The sequence below is a fragment of the Pseudanabaena sp. UWO311 genome (assembly GCF_006937785.1).
GTDB lineage: Bacteria > Cyanobacteriota > Cyanobacteriia > Pseudanabaenales > Pseudanabaenaceae > Pseudanabaena.
Genome location: NZ_SJEE01000016.1, coordinates 99,400 through 113,554, shown reverse-complemented (window position 1 = coordinate 113,554; position 14,155 = coordinate 99,400). Strand labels below are relative to the sequence as shown.

The 14,155-nt window shown below is 40.5% G+C and carries 14 protein-coding genes; 2 read left to right on the top strand and 12 right to left on the bottom strand.

Annotation, left to right across the window (positions count from 1 at the left end; all coding sequences use genetic code 11):
• Nucleotides 1-3: 3 nt before the first annotated feature.
• From cas4 to PseudUWO311_RS24035, 11 genes are all read right to left on the bottom strand, one after another.
• Nucleotides 4-585: a CRISPR-associated protein Cas4 gene (gene cas4, locus PseudUWO311_RS13880; RefSeq protein WP_190303499.1), complete on the bottom strand. Its 582-nt coding sequence runs from the start codon at nucleotides 583-585 to the stop codon at nucleotides 4-6.
• Nucleotides 586-655: 70 nt separating this feature from the next.
• A complete protein-coding gene (locus PseudUWO311_RS13875; protein ID WP_142655838.1) occupies nucleotides 656-1,015 on the bottom strand; it encodes a four helix bundle protein in 360 nt (119 codons plus the stop codon).
• Nucleotides 1,016-1,027: 12 nt separating this feature from the next.
• Nucleotides 1,028-1,942: a CRISPR-associated endoribonuclease Cas6 gene (cas6, locus tag PseudUWO311_RS13870; protein ID WP_142655836.1), complete on the bottom strand. Its 915-nt coding sequence runs from the start codon at nucleotides 1,940-1,942 to the stop codon at nucleotides 1,028-1,030.
• Nucleotides 1,943-1,945: 3 nt separating this feature from the next.
• Nucleotides 1,946-2,500 carry a Uma2 family endonuclease gene (locus PseudUWO311_RS13865; RefSeq protein WP_142655834.1) on the bottom strand — a complete coding sequence of 185 codons (555 nt, stop codon included), beginning with the start codon at nucleotides 2,498-2,500 and terminating at the stop codon, nucleotides 1,946-1,948.
• A 97-nt stretch (nucleotides 2,501-2,597) separates the two neighbouring features.
• Nucleotides 2,598-2,906: a hypothetical protein gene (locus PseudUWO311_RS13860; protein ID WP_142655832.1), complete on the bottom strand. Its 309-nt coding sequence runs from the start codon at nucleotides 2,904-2,906 to the stop codon at nucleotides 2,598-2,600.
• A gap of 6 nt (nucleotides 2,907-2,912) precedes the next feature.
• The gene (cas5d, locus tag PseudUWO311_RS13855; protein ID WP_142655831.1) at nucleotides 2,913-3,617 is read right to left on the bottom strand and encodes a type I-D CRISPR-associated protein Cas5/Csc1; all 705 of its coding nucleotides are present in this window, start codon (nucleotides 3,615-3,617) and stop codon (nucleotides 2,913-2,915) included.
• Between the two features lie 5 nt (nucleotides 3,618-3,622).
• Nucleotides 3,623-4,690, bottom strand: a complete 1,068-nt coding sequence (gene cas7d, locus PseudUWO311_RS13850; protein WP_142655829.1) for a type I-D CRISPR-associated protein Cas7/Csc2 — start codon at nucleotides 4,688-4,690, stop codon at nucleotides 3,623-3,625.
• 50 nt (nucleotides 4,691-4,740) lie between these two features.
• Nucleotides 4,741-8,253 (bottom strand): type I-D CRISPR-associated protein Cas10d/Csc3, encoded by a 3,513-nt coding sequence (cas10d, locus tag PseudUWO311_RS13845; RefSeq protein WP_142655828.1) that lies wholly within the window; start codon nucleotides 8,251-8,253, stop codon nucleotides 4,741-4,743.
• Nucleotides 8,254-8,349: 96 nt separating this feature from the next.
• On the bottom strand, nucleotides 8,350-8,649 hold the full coding sequence (locus PseudUWO311_RS13840) for a hypothetical protein (RefSeq protein ID WP_142655827.1): 300 nt from the start codon (nucleotides 8,647-8,649) through the stop codon (nucleotides 8,350-8,352).
• Nucleotides 8,650-8,898: 249 nt separating this feature from the next.
• Nucleotides 8,899-11,088: a type I-D CRISPR-associated helicase Cas3' gene (cas3, locus tag PseudUWO311_RS13835; protein ID WP_142655826.1), complete on the bottom strand. Its 2,190-nt coding sequence runs from the start codon at nucleotides 11,086-11,088 to the stop codon at nucleotides 8,899-8,901.
• Nucleotides 11,085-11,222: a hypothetical protein gene (locus PseudUWO311_RS24035; RefSeq protein ID WP_190303498.1), complete on the bottom strand. Its 138-nt coding sequence runs from the start codon at nucleotides 11,220-11,222 to the stop codon at nucleotides 11,085-11,087. The genes cas3 and PseudUWO311_RS24035 overlap by 4 nt, the downstream gene beginning before the upstream one ends.
• 239 nt (nucleotides 11,223-11,461) lie before the next feature.
• Between PseudUWO311_RS24035 and PseudUWO311_RS13830 the strand changes: the two genes are divergently transcribed.
• Together PseudUWO311_RS13830 and PseudUWO311_RS13825 are read left to right on the top strand one after the other, a co-directional pair.
• Nucleotides 11,462-12,100: a Uma2 family endonuclease gene (locus PseudUWO311_RS13830; RefSeq protein ID WP_142655824.1), complete on the top strand. Its 639-nt coding sequence runs from the start codon at nucleotides 11,462-11,464 to the stop codon at nucleotides 12,098-12,100.
• Between the two features lie 39 nt (nucleotides 12,101-12,139).
• Nucleotides 12,140-13,006, top strand: coding sequence for a WYL domain-containing protein (locus PseudUWO311_RS13825; RefSeq protein ID WP_142655823.1), 867 nt, complete (start codon nucleotides 12,140-12,142; stop codon nucleotides 13,004-13,006).
• A gap of 384 nt (nucleotides 13,007-13,390) precedes the next feature.
• Here the strand turns inward: PseudUWO311_RS13825 and PseudUWO311_RS13820 are convergent, their stop codons facing one another.
• On the bottom strand, nucleotides 13,391-13,747 hold the full coding sequence (locus PseudUWO311_RS13820) for a hypothetical protein (RefSeq protein ID WP_142655821.1): 357 nt from the start codon (nucleotides 13,745-13,747) through the stop codon (nucleotides 13,391-13,393).
• Nucleotides 13,748-14,155 lie beyond the last annotated feature (408 nt).

Here is a 14,155-nt window from a genome sequence, read left to right as displayed (position 1 = left end):
CATTCATCTTTCTTTATATTTACTAACCTTTTCCTTTGCCATCGGTACACATTGAGTAAATAGGCTGCAACCTTTACACCGATCGCTATATACCGCAGGTGGCATTTTGCCCGTTTCCATCATTTGCGAGATTTCGGTAATCATTGCGATCGCCTCATTCCGCAAATCAGCCGTAATCTCAATCTCTTGTCTTTGGTGCGTCTGAGCATAATAAACATAGCCCTTAGTAATGCTTTTACCTGTCATCTCTTCTAAACAGAGCGCTTGAGCCACAACCTGCATCGCATCGTTATCCCATTCCCCTTTATGTCCCCGTTTATATTCAATGGGATAGAGATTACCATCAACTTCTTCAATCAAATCAGATTTGCCAATCAAGCCATATTGTTCCGACTTCAGCCAGATCGCTCTGATTTGCCAAGTCTCCTCTCGTTGATTTTCGCTAACCGTATGCACGCGCTGATGTAAATCCGTCCCCTCAATCGTGTAATGATTCTCGACAAATTCTCCTGCACAGAACATCCGCCAACATCGATGAGGGCAGTAGGCATATTGATTCAGAGCCGCGATAGGAATTGGTTCCATAGCTTTAATTGGTAATGGGTGATTGGTAATGGGTGATTGGTAATGGGTGATGTTTTTTACTTTTTACTTCTCATCTAGCTAGGGAGTTCAGGTAGGCGTTTAGTTTTGGGAGTAGTGGGTTTAGGATGGATTTTAGTTTTTGGACTTGTTCGGGGTTTAGTAGTTTGCGACGGTAGGCTAGTCTGAGCCAACTAGTTGTTTCATAGAGAGAACCTCGTGCAATTCTGATAAATCTTTGATTATCTTTTAAGCTGCCGCGTCCTCTTCCTTCAGCAATATTGGCGCAAACACTATCTGCCGATCGCACAATTTGTTTACCCACAGTATCTTTAGCAAACTGATCCCACAAACTCACCATATCCCATACCTCATTAGCCAAACTCTCCGCCAATCGATAAATCTCCAAATCCTCAAAATCAGGTCTACCCATACCAATCACCAATTACCAATCACCAATTACCCGCCTAACCATCCCCATCCCCATCGTCGTCTTCCTGCCAATTCCTGCGAACATTGCAAAGTCTGTTAGAGCATTAATTTGTTTGATTGTCTCTGGCGAAGCATCACCAAGAATCCGATAGCCAATTTCACCGACACATCCGATAAAACTATGGGTGTCGTAATTTTTGACTACTTCTGTCTTAATGTCAAAGCGGCTGGGAAAGATATATTCGATGATTTCGGGATCGATTGAGATTTCGCTGTAGGTATTCCAGCGATCGCATAGACTCTTAAATACATTGTCGCGAGTTGGCAATGGCGAATCATATTTACCCTGACGGAAAGCGGTGGGAGTGGCGAGGTGAAAGGTAATGTTTCGTTCAGTTTCGGAAGCGCGATCAAAAATTTGTTGATAGGTCGCAAAATTTGACCATGGCTGACTCGATTGAGGTGTGCCAAGAATACTGGTGATATAGAGGTCGGCGGAACCGAGATGAAAAGCGCGATCGGGGTTAAGATTAAGCCATAGACTTGTGAGTTTGCTAAAGAGAACTTCATCTAAAAGGGAGATGCGCCACCAGCAGGGGGTTGAAGGGGGGATTGGTAATTGGTAATTGGTAATTAATGATTGGTAATTGGGTGATTGGTGATTGGTGATTGGTGATTGGGATCTTGTTTTTGGCTTTTTACCTATTACCGATGACCCATTACCCATTACCAATGACCCATTACCCATCACCAAAATTGGACTCAGCCCAAATCCTTTATTCGCTTTTTCACCATGCAGGCGATCGCCTAATTCTTGATCTACAGAGCTAACTAAGGTTAAAAAAAGTGCATGAATATGCCGTCCTGTTAGGTATTCAGGATAAATCGGCGTTTTCGGTATGAAATTTACAACGAGACTATGGGGCATATTTTATAACTCAACATCTTCATAAATATCTGAAAGGGCGATCTCTAGATCAATCGACTGCAACTGTAAGATTTCTCCCACACTCAAGGATTGGACTAACCAACCTTCAGGATCGCGGCGATAGAGTTCTACTTTGATTTCAGACTGAGAAACTAAGACGTATTCTTGCAAAGATTCCAATTTCTGATAGTTGAAAAGTTTTTCTCGCCGATCTAGCATGGCTGTGGAAGGAGATAGAACTTCGATTAATAGGCAAGGTTTTTGTTTCACATAGGGATCGTTATCGGTGCGATCGCAAACTACCATCACATCAGGGTAGTAGGTGGCGTTATTTGCCGAGGCGATCGTGAGTTTCATTGCTAAAGCTAACAACCGAGAGCCAGTACCGCGCACATGTGGGAGGATACAAGCAACTAGATTGCCAACAATCAAATTATGATTTTCATCTTCCTCAGCCATTGCAAAAGCTTGCCCATTTACAAACTCATGCTTAGTGAGGCTAGTTTGTTCGTAGGCGAGATATTCTGAGTAGGTTAGGTTGGGTTGTCTAGCAAGCATTTGCGATATCCTTAAAATATATTCTATTTCACAGCTAACAGCTAATCGCTAATCGCTCCTAATCCAAAAGTCCCGATCGCTCTAAAATCCGATCTGACTAGATCTGTGCTTGTGCAGCAACTTCCATGCGTTGTGCTTGATCTGACCAGATTTTTGTCCAGCGCAATTGCCACAGTGCAAGCTGAATCTGTAATTCAACCAATTCGCCAGCCGTGTCGATGTCAGCATCGTTAGCTGTCCATTCGATGAATATTTTGCTTTCTTCCACTAGGCTGACAGCCACGTTTGAGGCAGTTGCTCTTTGAGACAAGTTTTTAATCTTTGCTAGATTTGAAGCTATATTTCCCAATCGGATCGGCAATCCATCTCTTAAATAGCGTTGCTTGATGGCTTCCCAGTTTCTCATAATGTTTTATATCTTAAAGCGATATTCCATACGTGCAGGGATTTGCAAACCATCGAAATCATAAAAATGTCCTTGCAATCTGACATTGCGAATCAGGCTAACAGGCGGCATATTTACGGTGTCATAGCTTAAAACTTGGTGAGTAAACATCACATCAAGGGGATTCAGTGGGAAAGGAAATATAAAATCTTCATTTTTGGATTTTGAAACTTCTACTTCCTTTGTTATTTTTAACTCAGCCTTACTCATCCATTTACCCAGACGAATCCATTTAGAAAGTTTAGGTAAAGGATTTTGCGACAAGATGAAAAATTCAAAAGCACTTTCGGGCGCGATTTCCTTAGCTCTGCCAAAGCTAGGAATATTTTTTTGAGTTTTTTCCATCTCAACGTGATAGTTGTTATTGGCATATTTCCATGTATGTAACACAGAAGTATGCTGAAGTGATCGCGCAGGAGTGACATAGATTCCCACTTCATTGAGTTTGCTCAGATGCTCCTCATACATGGGAACCTGTTCGCGGCAAAAGTAGCGATATTCATGTTCTTCGGATACTCGCGTACCATAGCGATCGCTATCAACTAGTCCCAAGGCATAGCAAAGGGCGTAGTTATGAACGATCGCTTCGGTTTCATACAAGCGTCCGATCTCACGAGTGGCAAAGTAAAGCGTATCATGTAGCTCTAGCTCACAGCGATAGATATGAGTCATAGTAATTACTCCGCCGCAACAGGAGTTCCAGCTTTGCCCTTGATGTGGACTTTGGCATAAGCCTTAGCTTCATCATCGGCTTTTTTGAGAATTGCTTTGAGAGTAGTTTCGTTGCTAGTCAAAGATTTGACCTCTTTTAAAAGCTCGTCAAATTTATCACCTAGAAAAGGAATAATCACAATTGGCTCATCGTTAAGTAGTTCTTGGATGGCAGTCTTGGCATTGTCTAGAACATCTCCTTCATCAAGAGGGTCGAGAGATTCGATGGCTTTAGGCTCGAACAAATCGTAAATTTTCTGAGTCCATCGGAGATTACTAATGATTTCACCGTCAGCAAATATGACTCCAACAACTTCATTTCTGACTGTACCTGTGCGTGTAGTTTGTGCGCCATAGCGACTTGTACGTAAGAGGTTGTTAAAAACGTACAAGAAGCTTGCTTCTGTGGGGTCTTTGAGCGTCACGATGCTAGGAAAGAAAACCTGTGGACGGATGTGATCTTGTTGGTTAATGCGAGAAGTTGTTGTACCAATTTCTCCATCAAGCTTACCTTTGTCCTTGCCTTTGCCAAGTTCTTTTTTCTCCCCTTTAGAGGTCATCGTCCCATTCTCATAGGGAGCATTGAGAGTAAATGTTTCATGAGAATCATCGAACTGGGTGATGGAATAGGCTGTGTCAACAATGACTTTAGACTTTTCTGAGCCAGAATCTCCGATCGCAAAGCCGTAGATAATGCAATCAGGGTTGTCCATTGCAAATCTAACGTTGTATTCGCATTCCTCGGCTGTCATAAAACCATAGTTACGAAGCAATTCCCGACCAACTAGACGTTCGGGCGATGATTGTTTGCGCTTGAACATGGCAAGGCGGCTGATAGCGTTTTTGTTTTCCTTCTTGATACCTGCGCGAACTTTCGCCTTGTTTAGCTCTTGGTCAGTTTGAAATAGAGCATAAGACTCAGTGACTCGCACAGTGAGGAAGTGTACATATTTCCCCATTGGCTTGTATTGAAATTGATCATGAAAAAACTTCTTTTGTTCTTCGGACTTGATACTGTTCTTGATAAGTGTCATGATGATCTCCTTTGTAATTGTTTAAAATTTAGTCTTGAGTTGAGGTGTTGTTACTCTTCTTCAGAGTCTTCTTCTTCAGAAGCTACTAATAAACCTTGGGCTTGTTTCAGCTTGCGTTCCTTGTCATCCTCCAATCGATAAAGAAACTCACAGGTATCTCGAATCAAGTTAAGTTGACGACCTGCTAAACGAGCGCGATCGCTGTTGAAACTGTCTCGAAAGACATTCTCGACAAAATAACGAGAAAAATCTAGAACAGCTTCACGCTCTTGATCGCGTTCACTATTTTTAAAAACCCATCGACCTTCTGCGGTACTGCTATGTACACGATTCATGAGCGCACAGAGACGTGCAGCAACATAATCGATCAAAGCATCTGTTTGGCTTTTGCTAAGTTCAGCCTTGAGAATGACAGCAGCAGCTTCATCAACAGGTTTCAAAATCGCATTTGCAGGTGTTGGCTTTCCCTTGGTTCCTTTAGATCGATAGAACTTACGATAAAGTTCAACGAGTTTTTTAGGATGATTGATTTGAGAGGCTTGACTCATAATAACTAACTCTTCATTTTCTAATTGAACATAGGGATCGAAGCAGGGATAAAACTGATAAGTGTATAGACGGATTTTCGGTAAGCTTGGGCTATCGAGTTTGTTGTCTCTTGCATAGCGTTTGAGATAGCTAAACACATAGAGCGGACTTGTCTCGAAATCCCTTGCGAGTTCGGATAGTTTGCCCCAGTTGGGGTTATATCCATTTTTTGTTTGTTTCCCATTAACATCCAGATTGACTGCATAGGCAGTAGTGAGAGCATTAAGCGGTGATGTGTAATGCTTTCCATTTCTTTCCCAGCCTTCCAAAATAGCATCAAGTCGAAAATGACTTTCTTGTGTTAGCATTCGGAACGCTTGGGGCGCACTATCAAGAAAAATAGTTTGCTCAAAATCAGTCCCATCCGTACAAGGTGGAATCGGCGATTCCGACACTACAGTTTTAACGTCTAGAATCATCGGGAAAGCAAAAGCTAACCATGTTGGCATCACCCAAGATTCTGTATCTGTGGGATCGGTTTTACCCCGTTTTTCTGGTGGAAGCGCCATGAAGTAAAAAGTCATAGGCTGATTTTCAGAATATTTCAGTCTAAGAATGCGACCTTTATAAGAATTAGTGTCTATATTCTCCTTGCGTTTAAATATTCCCGCATTTTGATAGTTTTCAAGTGACAAGTCAGCAACCATATCTTTACTTACAAAGTGATTCCGAAGACTAGAATCAAATCTTGTTTGAGAGATATCATCATAGGCTTCATGTAAAAACCGATTGGTTTCAGGGGTGAAGTAATAAGTTGGATAGAAAAACAAATAACGGTATTTGCCATCTTCAAACTTTTTACCTACTTGCTGACTTTCACTCATCAAGATTTGACGAAGCATAAACTCAGTTGAGGCAATACTAGAAATATTGCGTTTGGCATTAGAGCCGCCTAGCATTTGCTTGTTTGTGTAAACCTGTGGGGTAAAAAGTACAGATGCTTCTTCCTGTGGTTTCACACTGTAAGCGGAATGAGTGATCGAGCAAATTAATTGTTTGCCGCGTCGCTGTTGCTTTGCTGCATTGTAGTTATTAAGCTCCTCCAAAAATTTGTCAGTTGAGGTAATCTGATTGCTAGGTAACATCACAACGCGACTTACCCAATCACGCAGATCGTCCCATCCATCTTCTTTAATATTGGGGTTGTTTTGACTCTCCTTAAGAATTGAATCTTTCAGGTTTTTAAACTCTTCAAGGATAGGAGAAATCAGAGAGCTAACACATTCAATAATTTGATGTCCTGCTTTTTTAATATCTTCAATACCAGCATGAGCTTTGATGTACTGGGCGGCTAGGTAGTACCAATCTAAAGGCATACCGCCTGTATTTCCCTTGAGTTTTTGTTCTTTTAGACTTTCGTTTATTCTTAAAATTTCTCGAACTTGGGGAATACACTCAGCAAGCCCCAAATGTTCGGTAACTTTTAAGATTAGATAGTCTGGTGATTCAAGAGCGCCAAAACTAAATTCTATTTTTTTCTTTTTGTCTGGACTTTTCTTGTTTTTGAGCCAGTTATTGATATTCTCGACTCTACTACCCCAGATTTTACGAGTAACTAGATCTCCAAATTCTGCAAGTTGATCGATGCGAACATCAGTATCAAAACTGAAGTCATAATCTGCGGATAAAGCTTTCTTTTTTTGAAATTCAATTAATGAGGCACTGCGATCGCCAGATTTGCTATTTCTAACTACAGAACTAGTCGCATTGAGGGCAATCCGCATTAATTCACAATCATCAAAGAACAAATCGTAGTAGTCAGCATATTTCATGCCTTTCCCTTCGCGCATGATGCCTTTGTGTCGCTCTGCTAGTTCATCACTGCAAAGCTCTTTGATTTTTTGAACAACGCGATCGGGTAAAAATTCTGTTGAAACGGTTGGAGCATCTTTGAGCTTTAGATAAATAACCCCAGTTGGTAAATAGAGTAATGGTTCATAGTATTGATGCTCTGGTGTATTCACACTTTTAAATACATCCATCATGGCGTTATTAACTACATTGGTTAATACACCGTGATTTTCAGAAATACTGTGATAGGTCAGTTCTAATTGACCATCGCTCAACTCATGCAAAGCACTATAAAGGCTTGGATTTTCTGCATCTTGTGGCTTCTTAATGATTGAAGCAAATAAATCTGCTAGACGCGCTAGATTGGATGACTCGACAAAAGCATTTGACTCACGCCCAAGATTATACTCAGATGTATTGAGATTAGTATCACTCTTCCGTTGAGCGTTCTCAGCAATATAAAGCAAACCGTTGATTTGACTTTTATAAGCTTCAGGATCTTCTGAATCGAGAAAGTAATCGAGTCCAAGTTCCCGAATAATTATATCTAAGATATTGCGCCGATCATCAAGTGGAAGTTTGCGAATCTCATCTTTATCTATCGACTTGTACTCATCAGGCATCAATAAAAAGCGTTCATAGCAAAACTTTTCGTAGTCATGCAAAATAAAGCCAGCGATCGCTTGCCGTCTGCGCTGTGGTTTGGGACGAAGAAGCCGTTGTACTGTGGTATCAAGATTTTCAAGTCTTTGCTCAGTCATATTTGCAGGGAATAACCCATTCAATATATGAGTGTTTAGCGACTGATCATCAGCACTACGGCGACTAATAGATTTGATTTCTTTTCTATTTTCTCGAACTTGACGCTCATAGTATTCCTGCTCTTTTTGCTCAAAATACTTACCACCTTTCGCAGTAGTACCCAGCGATACACGCAATAGATTAGGCAACACATACTCACCAAAGTCTTGCATGATTTGGTCGTCAGGATTTTGAGCGGCGATCGCCTTTCGCAAAAGTCTTAGTGTAATGAATTCAGGTTTTGGTAGCTCAATCTCACGATCTTGAAGATTGGCATCCATTCCATAGCTATCGTCATCATCCATAGATGTCTCATCTGACAATATTTCTTCTTCTAAAAGACTTAGTTGATTTGTATTAGTCTCTTTAGTTTTTTTAGGCATAAAATCCTATCCTCTCTATACAGTTGAAGGGAGTGTGAAGAGATGTATGGAATAGAGTGGGATTAAGAAAGAGGTTCCTCAATCCCATCTTTTTGGTTACGCAGCTACTTTAGGTAACATACGTTTTTTCCTGTTAGGAGACTTAGGAAAAAGGTTAAGCTCAAGTTGCTGATACTCAACTTTTTCTTTAGCCATTGCAACCCTTGAGCCTACAGGAATGATCTCAGCCATAGGCGGAACATTGTAGTCTTCAAGGTCAAACAGAGTCAGTTGAACTGACATAATTTGCCTCCTATTCGTTAAGTTTATAGTTGGCGCTAAGTCGTAAAGTTTCAGGTCATAGTCACGCAACCGACGCAAACTGAGTTTGAAGTCTGGCGATCTTGGTCTCTGCATTACTAGGCTTTCGCTACCTGACCAGATATTAACACAAAACTTTAATTCAGTGTCTAAAGACCTATAAAACTTTTTTCTTGTCATTTACTTAACTGGTATCATTAATATTGGAGTTCAGCCGTAATAACCTTTGATTAGAAAGCAAAGGCTCTAAATCCTTTTTAAGGATTGAAATTTTGGACACTGAATTACTAGGCTGTAGCTTTCTTGTTTTTTCAAAACAATCTGAAACCCTTTTAGGGATTGCGTTTAACATATCCATATCTCCTGTCCTTTACTTTTCATCCGCCAAGCAACTGTTTCTAGCAAAAGTGCAGCCTGTCCAAAAGCCACAGAATATTGAGCCTCGCGATCTCGCCTTCCAACCTCATCAATTGAGTAAATCGGAAAATGCATCGGTAGCTGTAATCTTCTACGAGCTTCTATAGCTGGACATCGCAACACATAGCTAACTAACGCCTGACGACCTAAGCGATCGTTAATCTGGTTAACCCATTTATTTTGTGGTTGCCACACCTGCACACCCACCAAAATCTTTACTTGATAAGCATCCGCAGACGCTTGTAAAGATTCGGCTGGATATGTGAAACGCCAGTCTAGACGCTCCTCACGATATCCAAGCAATTTCATAAACCCTAAACAGTACTCAAATCTACCTTTAGCAATAGGTTGCTTAGTTCGAGCTACTGTCGATTCGATTTGGCGATCGAACTCAGCCTTAGTCATCATCTCTATTTCTAAGTTGCTCAAAATACCAGCGAGATCGTAAGTCTTGAATTTTTCAGAATCGTAAGACTCAGTAAGATCGAGAACTCCACAAAGTAAAGGACTTGTACCCCGAAAGCTAGAAGCTTCCTGTCCAATTGGATTACCATTTTTTCCTGATAGCTCTAACCATTCCTGATTCCAGCGTTTTAGACAGCCTCTGACCCGACTAAATTTTGTTTTGAAAATCTCCTCAGTTATGGTTTGAAACTTCTCCAAACTGCCAACATAATTAGCTTGTAATCTTGGATGTCCTAAACCCGTTTTACTACAAAGATTTACAGACTGAATCGCCGCCCATCGTAAATAGTAATTTTTAAAGTCATTAATCGGGCGATAGTGTATTTCTATTTGTTGACGTAAAAAAGAGCGATCGTATATTTCTCCATCGTCAAAGGGATGATCTGCATCCGAAAACAAACGCCCTGCTAGAAAATTTGGTGTTAACGCATAGGCAGTAAATTTTTTAAAACTTACCTTCTCACCGTCTTTCTCATATCCATCATGTCTGCCAAGCCTTCCTAAACGCTGAACAAAGCTACCAGCATCGGCTGACTCGAACATCAGAAAATTTATTTTGAAATCAACACCAACATCAATCGTGCTAGTACCCAAAATCAAATCAGCTTTTCGTGATTCTTCGCGTACAGTCTTACCTGATAATCCCGTATTTTCGCCAACCGTCAATCCATAAGGTTTCAAAAACTCACGAAAGAAAGGAGTGAGACGCTTAACCGATGCGATCGAGTTGAGAATAATTGCTGCTTTACTGCCTTGATTTTTGAGGAAATAATCCAATACGATTTGAGCATTCTCTTTGATCCAACTTTCTGAACAACGAGATGAAGGCTCTAAAGGCACAAAATTAAGATCGATTTCCCTTATCACCTTGCGCCACTTCTTAGGGTCTAAAGCTTGTGACTCCTCAAATGTATCTGGAAACTTATACTTCCCGCTTGCACTAGGATCGATTACATAGGGATTCAACCCCGCATCTTTTAAGCGCTGCAATAAGTCCTCATTAGGAGTTGCTGATAAAAAGAGAAACTTCTTATCTCTTCCTTTAGTACAACGAATTAGCAAAAGCGTATTAATGACACTCGCAACTTGAGGCGCACTAAAAATATGGAACTCATCAAAGATAAACAAATGAAACTTATCATCAATTCTGCCCCATAGCTTATCTGGGTTTTCGTTTTCAGGCATGAGATAAGTGCCACGATGCAAATAATGGAAGATATCAGGATTTGTTAATAAAATCTCTCTTTGACTAGTACGAGTAGCGATCGCATCTGCTTTTCTCAATTTCTCAGACTCAGCGTATATTTCTAACTCCTCTCCACTAAGTCGGGCAACTCTAGGACGGCTAGGCGGCTGAAACTTAGCTATATAGTCCTGAACTTGCATTTCCTGATCTCTTGCTAGTTCATTTGTTGGATATAAACCAATGACATTAATTCCATAACCTTGCATCACATCCAAATAAGCCGCTAAGCTCTTACCATCACCTGTCATGGCAGTATTAAACACCACATCAATATCTGGATCTTGCAAAGCTTTAAAAGTTTCTAACTGATGCCAAGCCAAGCGCCAACCATCAGGAATTTCGATCCCTTTTGGGGTTTCTACAGTCTCAGAATAGACAGGCTTGAGAACGATTTTGTATTCCGTCATAACTTCACATCCTCGTAAATATCGGAAAGCGCGATCGCAAATGCTTGACCATTTACAAACTCATGCTTGACTTGGCTCTCATGCTCATAAGCAAGATATTCGATATAGGTTAGTTCAGACTGTTTGGTAAACATCAGCTTTTTCCATAAATACCCTAGCTCTCCGCAAATTTAGTATACCCAATATATTTGGAAATAAATTATTGAGTTTGATTTGTCCTTGTCTATAAGCTAAAACCATAATTACACACAAAATAAATACTTACAAGGCTAAAATCCATAAAAGTATACGGACACATTTTAGCAAGGTTAAAGCATTTGCGATCGTATATGATTAAAATAGCCAAACCTATCACCCTCGGAGATTGGTAACTATGAAACTTTTAGAAGTTTTAGCTAGAAACCCCATCGAACTTCCTGGCGATGAAGAACAACATCTCATTATCAGTAATGTGACTTGGGAGCAGTACAGTACCTTGGTCAACATCTACACCGATGAATATCCTTCGCTCCACATGACCTATCTAAATGGAGTTTTAGAAATTATGACCACATCCAACGAACACGAACGCCTCAAAAAAATCTTTGCCCGACTACTTGAGATGTATTTCGTAGAGAGGCAAATCGATCTCAATGGTTATGGTCAAACCACCTTTAGACAAGAACTAGTCCAGAGAGGACTAGAACCCGATGAATGCTATTGCTTTGGTGAACTCAAAGAAGTCCCAGATATCGCGATCGAAATCGTCATCAGCAGTGGTGGCATCGATAAATTAGAAGTATATCGAGGCTTAGGAATCCTTGAAGTCTGGTTTTGGTATGCCAAACAGCAACAATGGAAACTCTATCGCCTTAGAACAGAACTTGATGAATCTCAAAATGAATCAAGATATGAAAATATTCCTCGCAGTGAATTTCTACCCGAACTAGACTTTGATTTACTCAGTCAATTTGCCAATGAAACCAGTCAAACTAAAGCCGTAATTACTTATCGCGAAGCGTTGGGCAAGTAAAAAGGAAAAAGGAAAAATAATCACCAATTACCAATCACCGTGTCCCGAAAAGGCGAATCCATCACATTATCAATATCCGATCGCGATAAATCTAACCTAGAAGCGATCGCGATGGAACTTGGCATGATGTGGGGCGATCGCCCCAATATCTCCAAACTAGTCGAAGCGATCGCCCGTCGTCAAATCCAAATCTCAAAAAATAATGACTGGGCAAGCGATCGTATCGAGTCCCTAGCACGTACCTATCGATTATTCGTAGACTACGGCGAACTTGAAAAAGCCCAAGTAATAGCCAATCTCTTAATAGAACGGAGCGAACTCTCCTCCCCATTGCGCCGCGAGATCGAGAAATTCCTCGACAAACCTCCCGAAATTTGGCGACATACCATCGATCGCTACATCAAGCAGCAACAGCCATTTCGTCTGCAATATCTCGATGCTGCCGATCACCCCCACCAGTTCTCAATTTATCATGCCAAATTTACTCCCCACGACAAGCGCATCTATCTAGATTGCTGGTGCGAAGAATCCACAAGTAGTGACGATGTTGTCGCCCTAAAAAACAATCGCTGTCTCAGACTTGATCGCATTCCTGTTGAAGCGGCGATTACATCCATTCAAGGCAAATGGCGATCGCAACTGGATTACATTCATGTCACTTTTAACCTATCGGGAAATCTTGCCTTTGCCTATCAACCGCGAGAAGAAGATATCGATAATACATGGCTAGATACCGTCCCACCGATGCGTCAAATCATCCGCAAAATTAGCAGTACATTTTGGTTCTATCGAGACATCATGCCCTATATCGAAGACTGTGAAATTATCGAACCCGATGACGTGCGCGAAAAGTTCAAAGAGAAAGTGCGATCGCTATACCTCAAATATAAGGACTTCCCCCTGTAATCAATCACTGTCGCCACCACAAAAAATCAAACAGCGATCGCCCTATCAACATCCAAAATCACGATCGCCTCTCCACAAAAAATCAAACAGCGATCTCCCCACACAAACAAAACAACGGGAAAATAAGCGATCGTAAAGGGGAATAAATGGCAACATTTGCCTAAAAATGAATCAATTTACGATCGCCTCAAAAGGCTAAATGCATCGTTAGTTTCATTTTGATAAGATCAGTATGATGCTGTTCGATATGTTTTTGCACAAAAAAAGGCGATTGAGGAGATCGCCTTTTGGGAATGTGATAAATCCATTGTGTGAGGATATTTGCACTGTAGCTAACAATTATTAAGAAGAACTTAAAAAGTTTTTGCTTCGCTTGAGTAAAATTTATTGTCGCCGCCCCCATCTATAGGGTTCCCCATTTTTAAATACAATGAACTCGTTAGCATTGAGAAAGTTAACTTCAAATTCATCTTGGGAGGGAATCACAACATTAATTCTATTTCCAATTTCTTCTTTCCAAATTCCTCTCCATAAATTTCCAGCATTTACGGTTTTATTGGAACGAAAAACCCATGGTACTGGTTCAGCTTCGGATTTAACCCCATTTTCATATGAACCAACTTTCCAAGATGTCTCATTCACGAATTGATAATCGAGAGCCAAACTAATCGATGGATAATTGAGATTTAAGCTGGCTAATGGAAAGAATAAAAAAAGCAAAGCAAAAAGGAATCTTTTCATGTTTGAAGAATATAAGAATCGAATTTTTTTGATCGTAACCGATAATTTTGCATTCAATATTTTTCTTTACAAAAACTTTATCGTTTTTTGTGGAAGACCATTTTAGTCATGATACATATTGGGTAAAGCTTTCAAGCATAGTATTATTTTTTGTCCGTTTGCTGCTTGATCTGCGATCGGCTTGCTTCTAGATGATTGCTTCTTAGTTCCTTTTTCTCGCGTGACCACAGTAATAAATACCAATTCACAAAAGGGTCGTCATACTTTTGTGAATTAAAAACTAAACCCAGCAAGGGTTTTAGAAATACAAAATGGCTACGCCATTTCGTGTTTTGGTATAAGGCTAATTTGTGGATAAAACCGATACGTATCGGTTTAACTAAGCCATGTATCATCTAAGCTGTATAT

What these genes read in the sequence shown, in the direction of transcription:
- cas7d (WP_142655829.1), bottom strand. Translation starts at nt 4,690, where the DNA reads ATGACACTTATCAAGAACAGTATCAAGTCCGAAGAACAAAAGAAGTTT.
- cas10d (WP_142655828.1), bottom strand. Translation starts at nt 8,253, where the DNA reads ATGCCTAAAAAAACTAAAGAGACTAATACAAATCAACTAAGTCTTTTA.
- PseudUWO311_RS24035 (WP_190303498.1), bottom strand. Translation starts at nt 11,222, where the DNA reads ATGTTTACCAAACAGTCTGAACTAACCTATATCGAATATCTTGCTTAT.
- PseudUWO311_RS13820 (WP_142655821.1), bottom strand. Translation starts at nt 13,747, where the DNA reads ATGAAAAGATTCCTTTTTGCTTTGCTTTTTTTATTCTTTCCATTAGCC.
- PseudUWO311_RS13865 (WP_142655834.1), bottom strand. Translation starts at nt 2,500, where the DNA reads ATGCTTGCTAGACAACCCAACCTAACCTACTCAGAATATCTCGCCTAC.
- PseudUWO311_RS13840 (WP_142655827.1), bottom strand. Translation starts at nt 8,649, where the DNA reads ATGCAGAGACCAAGATCGCCAGACTTCAAACTCAGTTTGCGTCGGTTG.
- cas4 (WP_190303499.1), bottom strand. Translation starts at nt 585, where the DNA reads ATGGAACCAATTCCTATCGCGGCTCTGAATCAATATGCCTACTGCCCT.
- PseudUWO311_RS13875 (WP_142655838.1), bottom strand. Translation starts at nt 1,015, where the DNA reads ATGGGTAGACCTGATTTTGAGGATTTGGAGATTTATCGATTGGCGGAG.
- cas3 (WP_142655826.1), bottom strand. Translation starts at nt 11,088, where the DNA reads ATGACGGAATACAAAATCGTTCTCAAGCCTGTCTATTCTGAGACTGTA.
- PseudUWO311_RS13860 (WP_142655832.1), bottom strand. Translation starts at nt 2,906, where the DNA reads ATGAGAAACTGGGAAGCCATCAAGCAACGCTATTTAAGAGATGGATTG.
- PseudUWO311_RS13830 (WP_142655824.1), top strand. Translation starts at nt 11,462, where the DNA reads ATGAAACTTTTAGAAGTTTTAGCTAGAAACCCCATCGAACTTCCTGGC.
- cas5d (WP_142655831.1), bottom strand. Translation starts at nt 3,617, where the DNA reads ATGACTCATATCTATCGCTGTGAGCTAGAGCTACATGATACGCTTTAC.
- cas6 (WP_142655836.1), bottom strand. Translation starts at nt 1,942, where the DNA reads ATGCCCCATAGTCTCGTTGTAAATTTCATACCGAAAACGCCGATTTAT.